Origin of the sequence: Formosa agariphila KMM 3901, from assembly GCF_000723205.1 — a bacterium.
GTDB classification, from domain to species: Bacteria; Bacteroidota; Bacteroidia; order Flavobacteriales; family Flavobacteriaceae; genus Formosa; species Formosa agariphila.
The window spans coordinates 2,885,372-2,901,243 of record NZ_HG315671.1; the positions used below are offsets into that span (position 1 = coordinate 2,885,372).

Consider the following 15,872-nt stretch of genomic DNA (forward strand, 5'->3'; position numbering starts at 1 on the left):
ATAACCACTACTCTAGCTTCTAGAATTTCCTTTACTTTTATACTTAGTAGTCTCAGGCAGACTCGAACTGCCGACCTCTACATTATCAGTGTAGCGCTCTAACCAGCTGAGCTATGAGACTCTAACTATAATAGTTTGTATTTTAAATTAACAGCTAAGAATAAACAATCTCTTTTCCTTGTTTACTATTTTCCAATAGTCGTCTTTCTCTAGAAAGGAGGTGTTCCAGCCGCACCTTCCGGTACGGCTACCTTGTTACGACTTAGCCCTAGTTATCGACTTTACCCTAGGCCGCTCCTTGCGGTGACGGACTTCAGGCACTTCCAACTTCCATGGCTTGACGGGCGGTGTGTACAAGGCCCGGGAACGTATTCACCGCATCATGGCTGATATGCGATTACTAGCGATTCCAGCTTCACGGAGTCGAGTTGCAGACTCCGATCCGAACTGTGATAGGGTTTATAGATTCGCTCCTGGTCACCCAGTGGCTGCTCTCTGTCCCTACCATTGTAGCACGTGTGTAGCCCAGGACGTAAGGGCCGTGATGATTTGACGTCATCCCCACCTTCCTCACAGTTTGCACTGGCAGTCTTGTTAGAGTTCCCGACTTGACTCGCTGGCAACTAACAACAGGGGTTGCGCTCGTTATAGGACTTAACCTGACACCTCACGGCACGAGCTGACGACAACCATGCAGCACCTTGTAAATTGTCCGAAGAAAAAACTATCTCTAGTCCTGTCAATCTACATTTAAGCCCTGGTAAGGTTCCTCGCGTATCATCGAATTAAACCACATGCTCCACCGCTTGTGCGGGCCCCCGTCAATTCCTTTGAGTTTCATTCTTGCGAACGTACTCCCCAGGTGGGTTACTTATCACTTTCGCTTAGCCACTCAGACCGAAGTCCGAACAGCTAGTAACCATCGTTTACGGCGTGGACTACCAGGGTATCTAATCCTGTTCGCTACCCACGCTTTCGTCCATCAGTGTCAGTTGATTATTAGTAATCTGCCTTCGCAATTGGTATTCTATGTAATATCTATGCATTTCACCGCTACACTACATATTCTAACTACTTCATAATAACTCAAGACAACCAGTATCAAAGGCAATTTTACAGTTGAGCTGCAAGATTTCACCTCTGACTTAATTGTCCACCTACGGACCCTTTAAACCCAATGATTCCGGATAACGCTTGGATCCTCCGTATTACCGCGGCTGCTGGCACGGAGTTAGCCGATCCTTATTCTTACAGTACCGTCAAGCTGCTACACGTAGCAGTGTTTCTTCCTGTATAAAAGCAGTTTACAACCCATAGGGCAGTCTTCCTGCACGCGGCATGGCTGGATCAGGCTCTCGCCCATTGTCCAATATTCCTCACTGCTGCCTCCCGTAGGAGTCTGGTCCGTGTCTCAGTACCAGTGTGGGGGATCCCCCTCTCAGGGCCCCTATCTATCGTAGTCTTGGTAAGCCGTTACCTTACCAACTAACTAATAGAACGCATGCTCATCTTTTACCGATAAATCTTTAATATAATTGTGATGCCACAACTATATACTATGAGGCATTAATCCAAATTTCTCTGGGCTATTCCCCTGTAAAAGGTAGATTGCATACGCGTTACGCACCCGTGCGCCGGTCGTCATCTGTGCAAGCATCTGTTACCCCTCGACTTGCATGTGTTAAGCCTGCCGCTAGCGTTCATCCTGAGCCAGGATCAAACTCTTCATCGTTAAATTTTTAAGTCTTTCGACTATTACTTTTAACAACTAATGGAATTAAATGTTGGTACTCAAAATGGTTTATTCTTTTTTGTTGATAATAACCGTTTCCAGTTATTATCTACGCTGTCAATTCAATATGTTAATGAACTTATTTCTCTGTGTTTCTTAACTTGTTGCCTCGTTAAGCGGGTGCAAATATAAAACCCTTTTTTTAATCTCACAATGTTTTTTTGAAGTTTTTTTTTGAACCCGTTTTGAAACGTTTTCAACTCCAATAAAACAATTTGTAAAGAACTTTGTTTTCTAAAAACGTTGCCGTTTTTAGCGGGTGCAAACTTACACCCTTTTTTGTTACTAACAAGCTTTTTTTATCTTTTTTTGAAACTAATCTAAATCTAATAAATAAAACTCTGCTAATGAACGTCTTGCCTAACTAAACTACCGTAGTTGCGTCGCTAAGCGGGTGCAAATATACCACCTTTCTTTCTTATCAAACTAATTTATTATAACCTTTTTTTTGAAATAATTTGTAAATACATTGATATTAGATGGTTAGGTATAGGTTTATTTTGAGAGTAATACAGAAGTTTATGCTTTTAACCCCAAAATCGAGGACCTTCATACTTAAAGACCACTTTATAACACCCGCATAATATAAATCAGGCAACAATATATATCTCCCCATACTAACCTATTCGATATATTACTCCTATATATAGGTAAACCACATACAACAACTCAGCTTTTTCAACAATCAGAAAAACACTATATATAGTACAAATTACTCTTTACAGAAATTCAACTTAATTAGTAGTACATACTCTTTAATATAAAGCATACCATTCATATTAATAACACTTACTTATTGTCAAAAAAAACTCAAGTCATATAATATAAACAAATAACACTCTATAAAACACTCCAGTTATTAAAGTTCACACCTTATATATCAATCTTAAATACCATCACAACGTTATTAAGCTATAATATAATTCACAACAAAGATTAACTTCTACTACCTATATATATACATCAATTAAAACAAAGCAATATCTAACTGCAATACGGTTTTCTGTGCTTCTGGATTCCACATAGCAGTTACAGCAACTGGCACCTTATAATTTATCACATTAAAATCTCGATTAAAAGTTGCTCCTACATTAACTACATTCCCTGCTCCTTCCGTGTAAAACGTTTTATCTGTAAAAAAAGACCATGCACCCCCAACAAAAACAGACAGGTTAGAATTTTCATTTTTCCAAACCTTACTATTTATTTCAAAATATTGTGTCCAAGAGTTTTTTAACGACCCATCTGCTTCTATTTGATAATCCCCAGAACCACCACCTATAATTGTTGCTAAGTACAATAAAGTGTTAGGCGTTACATTATAACCAAAACTAACATCTACAAAATTATAACCTTGAGTTTTATCGTAACTCCAATACTGCAATTCATCTCCCCGTTCTTCTACACCCGTATAATTATTATGAGAGACAGCTTCTATAAAGAATTTATCGGAAATACGATAACTGGTATAAATTGAAAACTCTTTATAATAGGCACTTACATATTCATTGGTAGCTTCATTAAACACATCTCTACCTGAAAAGCTTGCACCACCCCAAAATCCGAAGGTGAATTTTTGATTACGAGAATTATACTCAAGATCTGTAGCTATAACTGCCCCAGGATGCACAACGGATCCATGCCATAAATGCATGTTTTTTAAATGCGCGCCTATACTAAATGGTTTATATGCATCTTCCACACCATCTTCCTGTGCGCTAGTCTCTCCAAAATTAAAAAGCACTAAAAGAATTAAAAGCGACATACAATACAATCTCCTTTTTTGGTTTTCTAAATACTTTGTGTTTTTCAGACTAAAAACGGATTGGTTTTGCGTTTGATTGTCTTTGGTTTTCATAGTTTAAATAGTTAATTTGTTAATAAACGTCATTTTAACGTTAATTATTCAAATATATTTAAAACAAATTAAAAAACAACTAAATTCTATTATATTAATGATTTACAACAATTTAAACACACTTATTTTAAGAACAACACAAATAGAACACATTAATAATGTATATTTGACATTAATAAAGAAACAAACTATAGACACTGCAGAATACAAGTCTTCAAAAGGTTTCATCGCAAGAAAGTTTGGATAAATAATCTTCTAATCCGCACTACTTATAAATCCAAAATCTATTAAAATTGGTAAAATAACAACTAAGACTACATTAAAAACATCATTCAATATCAATTTAATTTTATCAAACAAAATGCTTCTTTATTAGACAAGGAAACAGCTACATACAGATTTATTTAAAATATTAAACAAACGTCTGCCTAATTTTATGCATATATATTGTATCTCTATTTATATACTCTTATCTTTGCAAATTCAATTTTAATATATAATATGATACAGATCACATTACCGGATGGTAGTATAAAATCGTTTGAAGAGAACACGACTCCAATGGAGGTCGCGAAAAGCATTAGTGAAGGATTAGCTAGAAACGTAATTTCGGCTAGTTTTAATGGTACGACTGTTGAAACTGTTACCCCATTAACCACCGATGGATCTTTAGTATTATATACGTGGAATAACGATGAAGGTAAAAAAGCATTTTGGCATTCTTCTGCTCACGTGTTAGCACAAGCATTAGAAGAATTGTACCCAGGCGCAAAACTTACTATCGGACCAGCTATTGAAAATGGTTTTTATTATGATGTAGATTTTGGAGAGCATGTTGTTTCTGACAAGGATTTCAAAACTATAGAAAACAAAATGTTAGAAATTGCTCGTGGTAAACACGACTTTAGCTTAAGAGCAATTTCTAAAGCAGAAGCTCTAGAAACTTATAAGGATAATGAATATAAAACGGAGTTAATTGAAAACCTGGAAGACGGTACAATTACATTCTGTGACCATTCTTCCTTTACAGATTTATGTCGTGGAGGTCATATTCCTAATACTGGCATTATTAAAGCCGTTAAAGTTTTATCTGTTGCTGGTGCATATTGGAGAGGTGACGAAAATAAACCTCAACTAACTCGTGTATATGGAATCTCTTTTCCTAAACAAAAAGAGTTAACTGAATACCTTCATTTATTAGAAGAAGCAAAAAAACGTGATCATAGAAAACTTGGTAAAGAATTAGAATTATTTACATTCTCTGCAAAAGTTGGTCAAGGGTTACCATTATGGTTACCCAAAGGTGCTGCTCTAAGAGAACGTTTAGAGAACTTTTTAAAGAAAGCACAAAAGAAAGCAGGTTACGAAATGGTTGTTACACCACATATCGGACAAAAGGAATTGTATGTAACTTCTGGTCATTATGCTAAATATGGTGAAGACAGCTTTCAGCCAATACACACTCCAAAAGAAGGTGAAGAGTTTTTATTAAAGCCAATGAACTGCCCGCATCACTGCGAGATTTACAACAGTATGCAATGGTCTTATAAAGATTTACCAAAGCGTTTTGCTGAATTTGGAACCGTTTATCGTTACGAACAAAGTGGAGAACTTCACGGTTTAACACGTGTAAGAGGATTTACTCAAGATGATGCACATATTTTTTGTACACCAGACCAACTAGATCAAGAATTTAAAAATGTAATAGACTTAGTGCTTTATGTTTTTGGTTCTTTAGGATTCGAAAACTTTACAGCTCAAGTATCTGTTAGAGATTTAGACAATCCGGATAAATATATTGGTGATGTTGAAAACTGGGAGAAAGCAGAACAAGCCATTATAAGCGCTGCTAAAGACAAAGGTTTAAATTATGTTATAGAAGCTGGTGAAGCTGCATTCTATGGCCCTAAATTGGACTTTATGGTGAAGGATGCCTTAGGAAGACAATGGCAATTAGGAACAATTCAAGTAGATTACAACTTACCAGAGCGTTTTGAATTATCGTACAAAGGAAGTGATAATGAATCTCACCGTCCGATTATGATTCACCGTGCTCCTTTTGGAAGTATGGAACGTTTTATAGCCATATTATTAGAACATACTGGAGGTAATTTCCCACTATGGTTAGTCCCTGAGCAAGTTATTATATTATCTATTAGTGAGAAATATGAAAAATACGGTGAAAAAGTTTTAAATTTGCTAGAAAATCACGAAATTCGCGCCCTCGTAGATAATAGAAATGAGACAATTGGAAAGAAAATCCGTGAAGCGGAGATGAAAAAGATTCCATATATGATTATTATCGGTGAGAGTGAAGAACAAGAAAACAAAATATCTGTACGTCAACACGGTGGAGAAGATTTAGGTAGTATTACTATCGAAGCGTTCGCCGAAATCGTACAAAGAGAAACAAATAAAACATTAAAACAGTTTTAAATAAGAGTTTAACTAAAATTTTATAGCCATAGCAATACGTAGAAAAAAACAAGCCCCGAGAAGGGTTGAAAAAGAAGATCAGCATAGAATCAATTCTAAGATTAGAGTTGAAGAAGTTAGATTAGTAGGTGACAATGTAGAAGTTGGAGTTTATCCAACAAGGAAAGCTTTAGCCCTTGCCGAAGAGCAGGAACTAGACCTTGTTGAAATTTCACCTAAAGCGGTGCCCCCTGTCTGTAAGATCATGGATTATAAAAAGTTTCTTTACGAACAAAAGAAACGTGATAAAGCTTTAAAATCCAAGGCTACTAAAGTTATAGTTAAAGAAATTCGTTTTGGTCCTCAAACCGATGATCATGATTATGAATTTAAAAAGAAGCATGCTGAGAAGTTCCTAAAAGAAGGTGCAAAGTTAAAAGCTTTTGTATTCTTTAAAGGACGTTCTATTGTATTTAAAGAACAAGGTCAGATTTTATTGTTGCGCTTAGCACAAGATCTTGAAGAATACGGAAAAGTAGAACAAATGCCAAGATTGGAAGGTAAACGTATGACTATGTTTATTGCTCCAAAAAAATCAAAGTAAATCCTGAGAGTAATCAGGTTAAAAATATTAAGCGAAATAATTTAAAACTAGGAGAACAAGATGCCTAAAATGAAAACAAAATCTAGTGCCAAAAAACGTTTCAAGTTAACAGGTACTGGTAAAATTAAAAGAAAGCACGCCTTTAAGAGTCACATCTTAACAAAGAAGTCTAAAAAGCGTAAGCTGAAATTAACTCATGATGGTTTAGTACATAAAGCAGATGAGAACAATATTAAAACTTTATTACGTTTAAAGTAATATTTGTTTTAATTGGTTAAAACAATTTAATAACCCTGGAGTTAGGCCAAAACATAAAAAGTGTCAATTTAATTTGACCGCCTACTACAAAACACATTTAAGAAATGCCAAGATCAGTAAACTCAGTAGCAAAAAGAGCCAGAAGAAAAAAGGTTCTTAAGCAAGCAAAAGGTTACTTCGGACGTCGTAAAAACGTTTGGACAGTAGCAAAAAACGCGGTTGATAAAGCAATGCTTTATTCATACAGAGACCGTAGAAATAAAAAGAGAACATTCCGTGCACTTTGGATCACGCGTATTAACGCAGGAGCTAGACAATACGGATTATCTTATTCTCAATTCATGGGAAAAGTAAAAGCTAATAATATTGAATTAAACCGTAAGGTTTTAGCCGATTTAGCGATGAACAACCCTGAAGCTTTCAAAGCAATAGTAGATAAAGTAAAATAAGGCGTTAGCCTAATTGTATAACATTTCGCTTATAAATTAAAACCGATTCTGAAAAGAGTCGGTTTTTTTATGCCTGCTATTTAGACAACATCTGCAATGTTATACAAATCCTTAAGCTTGAACTAATAGAAACACTCACCTACGCTATATTCGTATTATTCCTGATTGTTGCGTTTTTACATTTATATGATTAATTAATTACGAAAAGATTCTACTGATTCTTATGTTCTCGACTACGCTCGAACACCCTGCAATAACTTGCGATTTCTCCAGTTTCACATATTCCCTGAAAGAAAAGGCAATTTTGCATTCTCAAACTCTCAAAGGTTCAACTCCCTTTTCGTTATTAAAATCGTTTCATACAGCATTAATTTCACGTTCTAATAGATACTAAATGCTCTTCTAAAGATTAAAGAGTGCTACATACTTAGGTTCTCGACTACGCTCGAACACCCTGCAATAACTTATTAATTCATAGTTTAAAATATGACATAAAAGGAAAGGTAAAAGATTAAGTATTGAGCACTTAAACAGCCTTACAATAATGTTGGAGTGGCGTCGAGAATCAACCATGGTAATCTACAACTCTGCATGCAATTTTTCATTCTCACACTCTCCAAGATTCAACTCTTTTTTAGTTAATAAAATCGTTTCATACAGCATGAATTTAACGTTCTAATAGATACTAATTGCTCTTCTAAAGATAAAAGAGTGCTACGTATTTATGTTCTCGACTACGCTCGAACGCCCTATAATAACATGGGATTTTCGCGATTTCGCATATCCTCTAAAAGAAAAAGCAATTTATCATTCTCACATTCTCAAAGATTCAACTCTTTTTTAGTTATTAAAATCGTTTCATACAGCATGAATTTAACGTTCTAATAGATACTAATTGCTCATCTATGGATAAAAGAGTGCTACATACTTAGGTTCTCGACTACGCTCGAACGCCACATATTAACTTGGGATTTCTTCAATTTCACATAATCTTAAAAAAAAAGGCAATTTATCAATCTCACACAATCGAAGATTTAACTCTTTTTTAGTTATTAAAATCGTTTCATACAGCATGAATTTAACGTTCTAATAAATACAAATTGCTCATCTATAGATAAAAGAGTGAAACGTATTTATGTTCTCGACTACGCTCGAACGCCACATATTAACTTGGGAATTCACGGTTTAACATATGACATAAAAGGAAAGATAAAAGATTAAGTATTGAGCACTTAAACAGCCTTACAATGGTATTGGAGTGGCGTCGAGAACCAACCATGGTAATCTACAAATCAATAGACAATTAAATTTCTGTTTGGTAAACTCCAGAAACAAAAAAAGCAACCCGTTAAGGTTGCTTTTAATACTATATAAAGTGTTTTAGATTACTTAACTTCTTCGAAGTCTACATCTTCAACATCACTACTACCATCGTTAGATTGTCCTTCGTTACCTGCATCTGGTCCTGGTTGTGCACCTTGTCCTTCTGCTTGCGCTTTGTACATTTCTTCGCTAGCTACTTTCCAAGCTTCATTAATTTTTTCTAAAGCTGGATCGATTACTGCGATATCTTTAGATTCGAAAGCTGTTTTTAATTCAGCTAAAGCATCTTCGATAGGTTGTTTTTTATCAGCCGATAATTTATCTCCAAATTCTTCAAGTTGACTTTCAGTTTGGAAAATCATGGCATCAGCAGCATTTAATTTATCAGCTTTTTCTTTAGCTAATTTATCAGATTCTGCGTTAGCTTCAGCATCAGCTTTCATTTTTTGGATTTCTTCTTCTGTTAATCCTGAAGATGCTTCAATACGAATATCTTGAGTTTTACCAGTAGCTTTATCTCCTGCAGTTACATGGATAATACCATTTGCATCAATATCAAAAGTAACTTCAATTTGTGGAGTACCTCTTTTTGCTGGTGGAATACCATCTAAGTGAAAACGTCCAATTGTTTTGTTATCTCCTGCCATAGCACGTTCACCTTGTAATACGTGAATCTCTACTGATGGTTGATTATCTGCTGCTGTAGAGAATACTTGCGATTTCTTAGTTGGAATCGTTGTATTCGCTTCAATAAGCTTAGTCATTACGTTACCCATAGTTTCAATACCTAAAGATAAAGGTGTAACATCTAATAACAATACATCTTTAACATCTCCAGTTAATACACCACCTTGGATACCTGCTCCTAAAGATACAACCTCATCTGGGTTAACACCTTTACTTGGAGATTTTCCGAAGAATTTCTCTACTGCAGATTGTACTGCTGGTATACGTGTAGAACCACCTACTAAGATAACCTCATCGATATCACCAATTGATAAACCTGCTGCTTTTAAAGCTGTTTTACAAGGCTCGATAGTACGTTTTACTAAATCGTCGATTAATTGTTCGAATTTAGATTTAGATAATGTACGAACTAAGTGTTTTGGTCCGCTAGCAGTCGCTGTAATGTAAGGTAAATTGATTTCTGTTTGTGCAGAAGATGATAATTCAATTTTCGCTTTTTCAGCAGCTTCTTTTAAACGTTGTAAAGCCATTGGGTCTTTACGTAAGTCAATATCTTCTTCAGATTTAAACTCATCGGCTAACCAAGTAATGATTTTTTCATCTACGTCGTCTCCACCTAAGTGTGTATCTCCGTCTGTAGATAATACTTCAAATACACCGTCTCCTAATTCAAGGATAGATACATCATGCGTACCACCACCAAAGTCAAATACAACTATTTTTTGGTCAGTACCTTTTTTATCCATACCGTAAGCTAAAGCCGCTGCAGTTGGTTCGTTTATAATACGACGTACCTTTAAACCTGCAATTTCTCCTGCTTCTTTAGTCGCTTGACGCTGACTATCGTTAAAGTAAGCTGGTACAGTAATAACTGCTTCAGAAACTGTAGTTCCTAAATAATCTTCAGCAGTTTTTTTCATTTTTTGAAGTATCATTGCTGATAATTCTTGAGGCGTATATAAACGACCATCAATATCTACTCTTGGAGTATCGTTGTCACCTTTTACTACTTTATAAGGAACACGTTCTGCTTCGTTAGAAGATTCAGAATATTTGTTACCCATAAAACGTTTAATAGAAGAAACCGTTTTTGTTGGGTTAGTTACTGCTTGTCTTTTTGCAGGGTCACCAACTTTAATCTCACCGCCTTCTACAAAAGCAATTACAGATGGAGTTGTACGTTTACCTTCTGCGTTAGGAATTACTACAGGCTCGTTACCTTCCATTACAGACACACAAGAGTTTGTAGTTCCTAAATCGATTCCAATAATTTTACTCATAATTACTATATATTTTAATGTTGTTGAATTTATTCTTATTTCCCTTTGCTTATTTCAATCATTGTGCCAACTATTTTCATACTGACAAGCTGTCACAAATCAATTTTGTCGTGTATAAACTGACGGAAACAATTATTTAACATGCCTAACCTTAGCTTTAAAGTTTCGTAATCTTTAAATGACACTTTCGGTACATACCCCATTATACATTTGTGCAACTAAAAAATCATAGAAATGAAAAAACCTTTACTTCTTTTAGCTTTATGTATAGGAAGCTACCTTAATGCTCAAATTAAAACAGGCGATATGGCATTTATTGGCATGAATGCCGATGGAGACGACGATTTTGCCGTTGTTACATTTGTAGACATCCCTAAAAACACCACAATTCATTTTGCTGATAAAGAATGGACTGGCACCGAATTTAATTCCGGAGAAGCCGCGTATTCTTGGTTAAGCGGAGACCTACTCATTCCTGCGGGTTCTGTAATTACGTTTAATACTATTAGTAACATCCCTGCAGTTAACTTCGGAACCATCGACGGTGAACCTGGAGGTTTATCTTCTGGAAGCGAAGCCATTTTTGCTTATTTAGGTACAGATTTAGAAACTCCAACAACATTTATTGCTGCTGTTGCAAATGCAGCTGGTGCTTTTGGCGATTTAACAAATACAGGATTAACTCCTGGCCTAACTGCTATAACTTACAGTCCAGATGGTACAGATATCGCTGTGTATAACGGTCCTAAGTCAGGGCTAGATATTAACGGTTACCTCATGGCGCTTAACGACATGTCTAATTACGACATTCAGGACACCGACGAAGACGACCATAACGATGGCATTGCTCCAGAATCTACTTTCAACACGACTGCTTTTGTAGTATCTACCGAAGATGTTACTGCGCCTTCAGTTGTAAACATTGTAAGTGTAGATAAAGGCACAACACATGTTATTTTCTCTGAAACCATTACTAAGGCAACTGCAGAAGCTGTATCTAATTATAACTTTACGCCTGCTCTTAATATCTCGAACATTAGTTATGATGAAACTTCAAATACTGTAACTTTAATCCACGATGCCTTTAACGACGGTGTTGCTCATGTATTAACAATTGCAAATGTTGAAGATGTAAAAGGAAATACGCAAAGCTCGGAATACACTAGCGAGTCCTTATATTATAATACCACAACAGAAGGTTTAATAATTACCGAAATTATGTACAATGCGCCTTCAGATGATTCTGATGCATTAGAATTTTTAGAAATTTACAACACCACCGACCAAGCTATTGCTCTAGGAGGAATTCAAGTAAAAGACGAGGGTAACTTTATCTTTACATTCCCTGAAATGAATGTCGACTCTAAAACTACTGTCTTATTAGCAACAGACAAAACTACTGCCGATGCGTTTTATGGCGTAAGCTTTTTAGATATGCCACAAGGTATTTCTAACGCTTTAGGAAACGGTGGCGAAGTTTTAGACATTGTAAATACAAAAGGTGAAATCATTTTCACTATGGAATACGACGATAAGGAGCCTTGGCCAACAGTTGCCGATGGCGACGGACCGTCTATTGAACTTTTAAATCCGAATGCCGATTTTAACGATGGCACAAACTGGGTAGCTTCTACTAACGAAGTGACAGAATCTTTAGGTTTTAAAGTATACGCTACTCCTGGAACTTTTAGCGCTGTTACCAATGTAACACCTCAGCTTTCCTTTGCTACATCTACATATAATGTTTCTGAAAATGTTTCCGAAGTTAAGATTGAATTAGAATTATCTACCGCTGCGGATACAGCTGTTACTTTCGATGTAAACTTAGTGAGTGAATTAATAACTGCTTCTCCTGGAACAGATTTCATTTTCGAAAGTCAATCAGTGACTATTCCAGCGAATACAACTATTTACGAGTTAACAATTCCGCTTTCAGATGATTCAATAGTTGAAACTGATGAACTTTTCATTTTAGAAATTTCAAATCCTACTAATGCTACTTTAGGAGCTTACGAAACTACAGGTGTTTATATTATAGATAACGACCATATTTTAGATATCCCGAACGACCCATTAAATATTACGTTTAAAACGAGTTATCTAGTTGATGCTTCAGGGTCTGCAGAAATTAGTGCTTACGATGCCGAAACCAAACGTCTTTTTGTTTTAAACTCTATCGGAAAAACTATTGAGATTTTAGATTTTTCTAATCCAGAAAATCTATCAACCATTAAAACAATCGATTTATCAACTTACGGAACTGAAGGTCCTACAAGTGTTGCTGTTTATAACGGTTTAGTGACTGCTTCTGTGTCTAACGGACCAGAAAGTGATGGTGTGGTACTGTTTATGGATACTAATGGTGACCATATTTCTATGGTAACTGTTGGAAACTTACCTGACAATGTAAGTTTTACCCCAGACGGAACAAAAATACTAACAGCTAACGAGGGTCAGCCCAATAGCGATTATAGCATCGATCCCGAAGGAACTATTTCAATAATTACCGCTACAGCTGGTTTAGGAAACATTAATCAAGCCGATGTAACAACTATAAATTTCAATGCTTTCGATGCGCAGTTAAACGAATTAAAAGCTAGCGGTGTTAGAATTACTGGTCCGAATGCGACAGTATCTCAGGATGTAGAACCTGAATATATTACGTATTCAGACAATTCTAAAAAAGCGTGGGTAAGCTTACAAGAAAATAATGCATTAGCGGTTATCGATTTAGAATCTAATACCATTACAGATATTCTTCCTTTAGGATTAAAAGATTTTAGTTTAACTGGAAATACTTTTGATGCGTCTGATGAAACTGACTTTATTTTTATGGCAAATTGGCCAGTTAAAGGCATGTACATGCCAGATGCCATTGCTTATTACGAATTAAATGGCATTGGATATGTGGTTACAGCAAACGAAGGTGACGCAAGAGAGTACGACACTTTTGTAGATGAAGCTAAAGTTGGAGACGGCGATTATGTATTAGACCCTATTGCTTTTCCAAACGCCGATTTATTAAAACAAGAGCAAAATATAGGACGTTTAGCAGTCGCTAATACTACAGGAGACACAGATAACGATGGTGATTTCGACGAAATCCACATGTACGGTTCACGTTCTTTTAGTATAAGAAATGCTTCCACAGGAGCTTTAGTTTACGATAGTGGCGATGATTTTGAACGTATTACTGCTGCAGATCCTACTTACGGTTCATTATTTAACGTAAGTAATAGCAATAACAATTTTAAAAATAGAAGTGACAATAAAGGCCCTGAGCCAGAAGGTGTCACCATTTCGAAAATTGGAGATAAATTCTATGCGTTTATTACGCTAGAACGCGTTGGTGGATTTATGACTTATGATATTACCGACCCTACAAATCCAACATTCATTAAATATATGAACAATCGTACTCTTGGAGATGATGAAGGTGGAGATTTAGCACCAGAAGGTATTATTTATATCGCTCCAGAAGACAATACTTTAGGTACAGGTTTAGTTGTTATTGCTAACGAAGTAAGCTCTACAATTAGTGTATACGGGTTAGATAACATTACATTAAGCGTTGATACTGTTGAAAAAGATACGAATACGCTTAAATTCTACCCGAATCCAGTACAGTCTAATCAGACCATTTACTTTAATCAGACCTTAGATATAACCTTGTTTGATATTCAAGGGAGAGTAATTGCTTCAGAAAAAAACACTAGAACATTTACTGTTCCTAATGTAAACAGCGGAACATATCTGGCTAAAACAAGCTTAGGCAAGACCTTAAAAATTGTAGTTGAATAGTTACTATATTAATGTCAATTTTTCTAAAACGTCTTCATATTATGAAGGCGTTTTTTTTTATGACAATCTTATATTTTGAAAAACCTTATCACTTCTAGCTTTTATTCTAAAAATCATAGTATTTTAACTATAATTTATAGACCTTTCAACCCATGAAAAAACTATTACTTCTTGCTTGTTTGGCATGCTGTTCGATTTTAAAAGGTTACTCACAACACATTCAATCGGATAGTTTAAAATCTGTAGACACTCTAAATCATAAAAAATATGAATTTAGTGTTATGCCATATATCAGTTATAACAGAAACCTAGAGTTTATGTTTGGAGCCATCCCGATGTTTATGTACAAATTAGACAAAGATGACACCGTTTCTAATAAATCTATATCGGGTATGTCTGCTGTATACACTACAAATGGGTCTTACTTTATAGCGCTTTTTAATAAATGGTTTTATAAAGAAGATACATGGCGTGGAAAATTCTTTGTCTTAAACGGAGATAAAAATTCGCAAACCTACCTGTCTGAAGATATTGAAATCCCTGATTTTTACGATTATGGCACTAAAATTACAGTTGTAAGTGCTGGGGTACAAAGAAAAATTATAGATCATCTTTACGGCGGACTAACCTATACATACGCGCATTACGACACCAATTATGAAGACGAAGTAGCGCCTGAAGACATCACACAAACTAATGCCATTGAGTTAAATACTCTTTATGATTCGAGAAATGAAGTTTACTATCCTACCAATGGATCGAAGGCCCTTTTAAGATATATAGCTTACCCTACTTGGTTTGGAAACGACGTTAAAGCCAATAAAATTTTATCTGAATATAACACCTACATCCCAATGAAAAATGGAAAAGATGTTATTGCAGCGCGTTTCGCTGGGAAATTCGGGTTAGGAGATATCGCATTTCAACAACAAGTAACCATCGGACAAAAAGATATTCGAGGATATTCTGAAGGAAAATACCGAGGCGATGGCTTAATTGCTCTACAAGGAGAATATCGTTATAATTTTGGAGAAAAAATGGGACTTGTAGGTTTTGCTGGAATTGCTACACTTTATGGTTCAGACACCGAAGACTTTAACTGGAAAGCCTACCCAGGGGTTGGTGTAGGTTACAGATACCGCGCCTTTAAAGCTGTAAAGTTTAATATTGGTTTAGATGCCGCAGTGGGTAAAGACGACTGGGGAGTGTATTTTAGAATTGGAGAATCTTTTTAATACTTCATCAAATAATCTTTCATATCATCTTTAAAGCCCCTATTACATCTTAAAGTAATAGGGGCTTTTATTTTAAATGAATATCAGTTCACTAAATAAATATCTCCCTTATTGAGAATACGCAAATAAAATTCAAATAAGAATATTAAATAAATAATACTTAAACACTA

Annotated in this window: 8 protein-coding genes, 1 tRNA gene and 1 rRNA gene; 6 read left to right on the forward strand and 4 right to left on the reverse strand. The window is 35.5% G+C overall.

What is annotated here, in order from left to right; genetic code table 11:
• Positions 1-47 precede the first annotated feature (47 nt).
• The 3 genes from BN863_RS11985 to BN863_RS11995 all read right to left on the reverse strand — a co-directional run bounded on the left by BN863_RS11985 (position 48) and on the right by BN863_RS11995 (position 3,650).
• A tRNA-Ile gene (locus BN863_RS11985) sits at positions 48-121 on the reverse strand.
• A gap of 92 nt (positions 122-213) precedes the next feature.
• Positions 214-1,732 (reverse strand): 16S ribosomal RNA (locus BN863_RS11990).
• 1,027 nt (positions 1,733-2,759) lie between these two features.
• Entirely contained in the window at positions 2,760-3,650 is an 891-nt protein-coding gene (locus BN863_RS11995; protein ID WP_242404028.1) for a hypothetical protein, read from the reverse strand.
• Positions 3,651-4,151: 501 nt separating this feature from the next.
• Here BN863_RS11995 and thrS point away from each other — a divergent pair.
• From thrS to rplT, 4 genes are all read left to right on the forward strand, one after another.
• The gene (thrS, locus tag BN863_RS12005) at positions 4,152-6,086 is read left to right on the forward strand and encodes a threonine--tRNA ligase (protein WP_038530919.1); all 1,935 of its coding nucleotides are present in this window, start codon (positions 4,152-4,154) and stop codon (positions 6,084-6,086) included.
• A gap of 34 nt (positions 6,087-6,120) precedes the next feature.
• Positions 6,121-6,669, forward strand: a complete 549-nt coding sequence (gene infC / locus BN863_RS12010) for a translation initiation factor IF-3 (RefSeq protein ID WP_084817534.1) — start codon at positions 6,121-6,123, stop codon at positions 6,667-6,669.
• A 60-nt stretch (positions 6,670-6,729) separates the two neighbouring features.
• Positions 6,730-6,927, forward strand: coding sequence for a 50S ribosomal protein L35 (gene rpmI, locus BN863_RS12015; RefSeq protein ID WP_038530922.1), 198 nt, complete (start codon positions 6,730-6,732; stop codon positions 6,925-6,927).
• Positions 6,928-7,031: 104 nt separating this feature from the next.
• Positions 7,032-7,376, forward strand: coding sequence for a 50S ribosomal protein L20 (gene rplT, locus BN863_RS12020; protein ID WP_038530925.1), 345 nt, complete (start codon positions 7,032-7,034; stop codon positions 7,374-7,376).
• Between the two features lie 1,385 nt (positions 7,377-8,761).
• On the opposite strand, the gene dnaK is transcribed toward rplT, so the two are convergent.
• Positions 8,762-10,666 carry a molecular chaperone DnaK gene (gene dnaK / locus BN863_RS12025; RefSeq protein WP_038530927.1) on the reverse strand — a complete coding sequence of 635 codons (1,905 nt, stop codon included), beginning with the start codon at positions 10,664-10,666 and terminating at the stop codon, positions 8,762-8,764.
• A gap of 234 nt (positions 10,667-10,900) precedes the next feature.
• Here dnaK and BN863_RS18065 point away from each other — a divergent pair, with 234 nt between their 5' ends.
• On the forward strand, positions 10,901-14,467 hold the full coding sequence (locus tag BN863_RS18065; protein WP_051774750.1) for a choice-of-anchor I family protein: 3,567 nt from the start codon (positions 10,901-10,903) through the stop codon (positions 14,465-14,467).
• 152 nt (positions 14,468-14,619) lie between these two features.
• Entirely contained in the window at positions 14,620-15,702 is a 1,083-nt protein-coding gene (locus BN863_RS12035; protein ID WP_038530929.1) for a BamA/TamA family outer membrane protein, read from the forward strand.
• The last annotated feature ends 170 nt before the right edge of the window (positions 15,703-15,872 follow it).

Bases quoted from the DNA above. Each gene is read 5' to 3' on its own strand.
- dnaK (WP_038530927.1), bottom strand. From the start codon at position 10,666: ATGAGTAAAATTATTGGAATCGATTTAGGAACTACAAACTCTTGTGTG.
- rplT (WP_038530925.1), top strand. From the start codon at position 7,032: ATGCCAAGATCAGTAAACTCAGTAGCAAAAAGAGCCAGAAGAAAAAAG.
- BN863_RS11995 (WP_242404028.1), bottom strand. From the start codon at position 3,650: ATGAAAACCAAAGACAATCAAACGCAAAACCAATCCGTTTTTAGTCTG.
- BN863_RS18065 (WP_051774750.1), top strand. From the start codon at position 10,901: ATGAAAAAACCTTTACTTCTTTTAGCTTTATGTATAGGAAGCTACCTT.
- thrS (WP_038530919.1), top strand. From the start codon at position 4,152: ATGATACAGATCACATTACCGGATGGTAGTATAAAATCGTTTGAAGAG.
- BN863_RS12035 (WP_038530929.1), top strand. From the start codon at position 14,620: ATGAAAAAACTATTACTTCTTGCTTGTTTGGCATGCTGTTCGATTTTA.
- rpmI (WP_038530922.1), top strand. From the start codon at position 6,730: ATGCCTAAAATGAAAACAAAATCTAGTGCCAAAAAACGTTTCAAGTTA.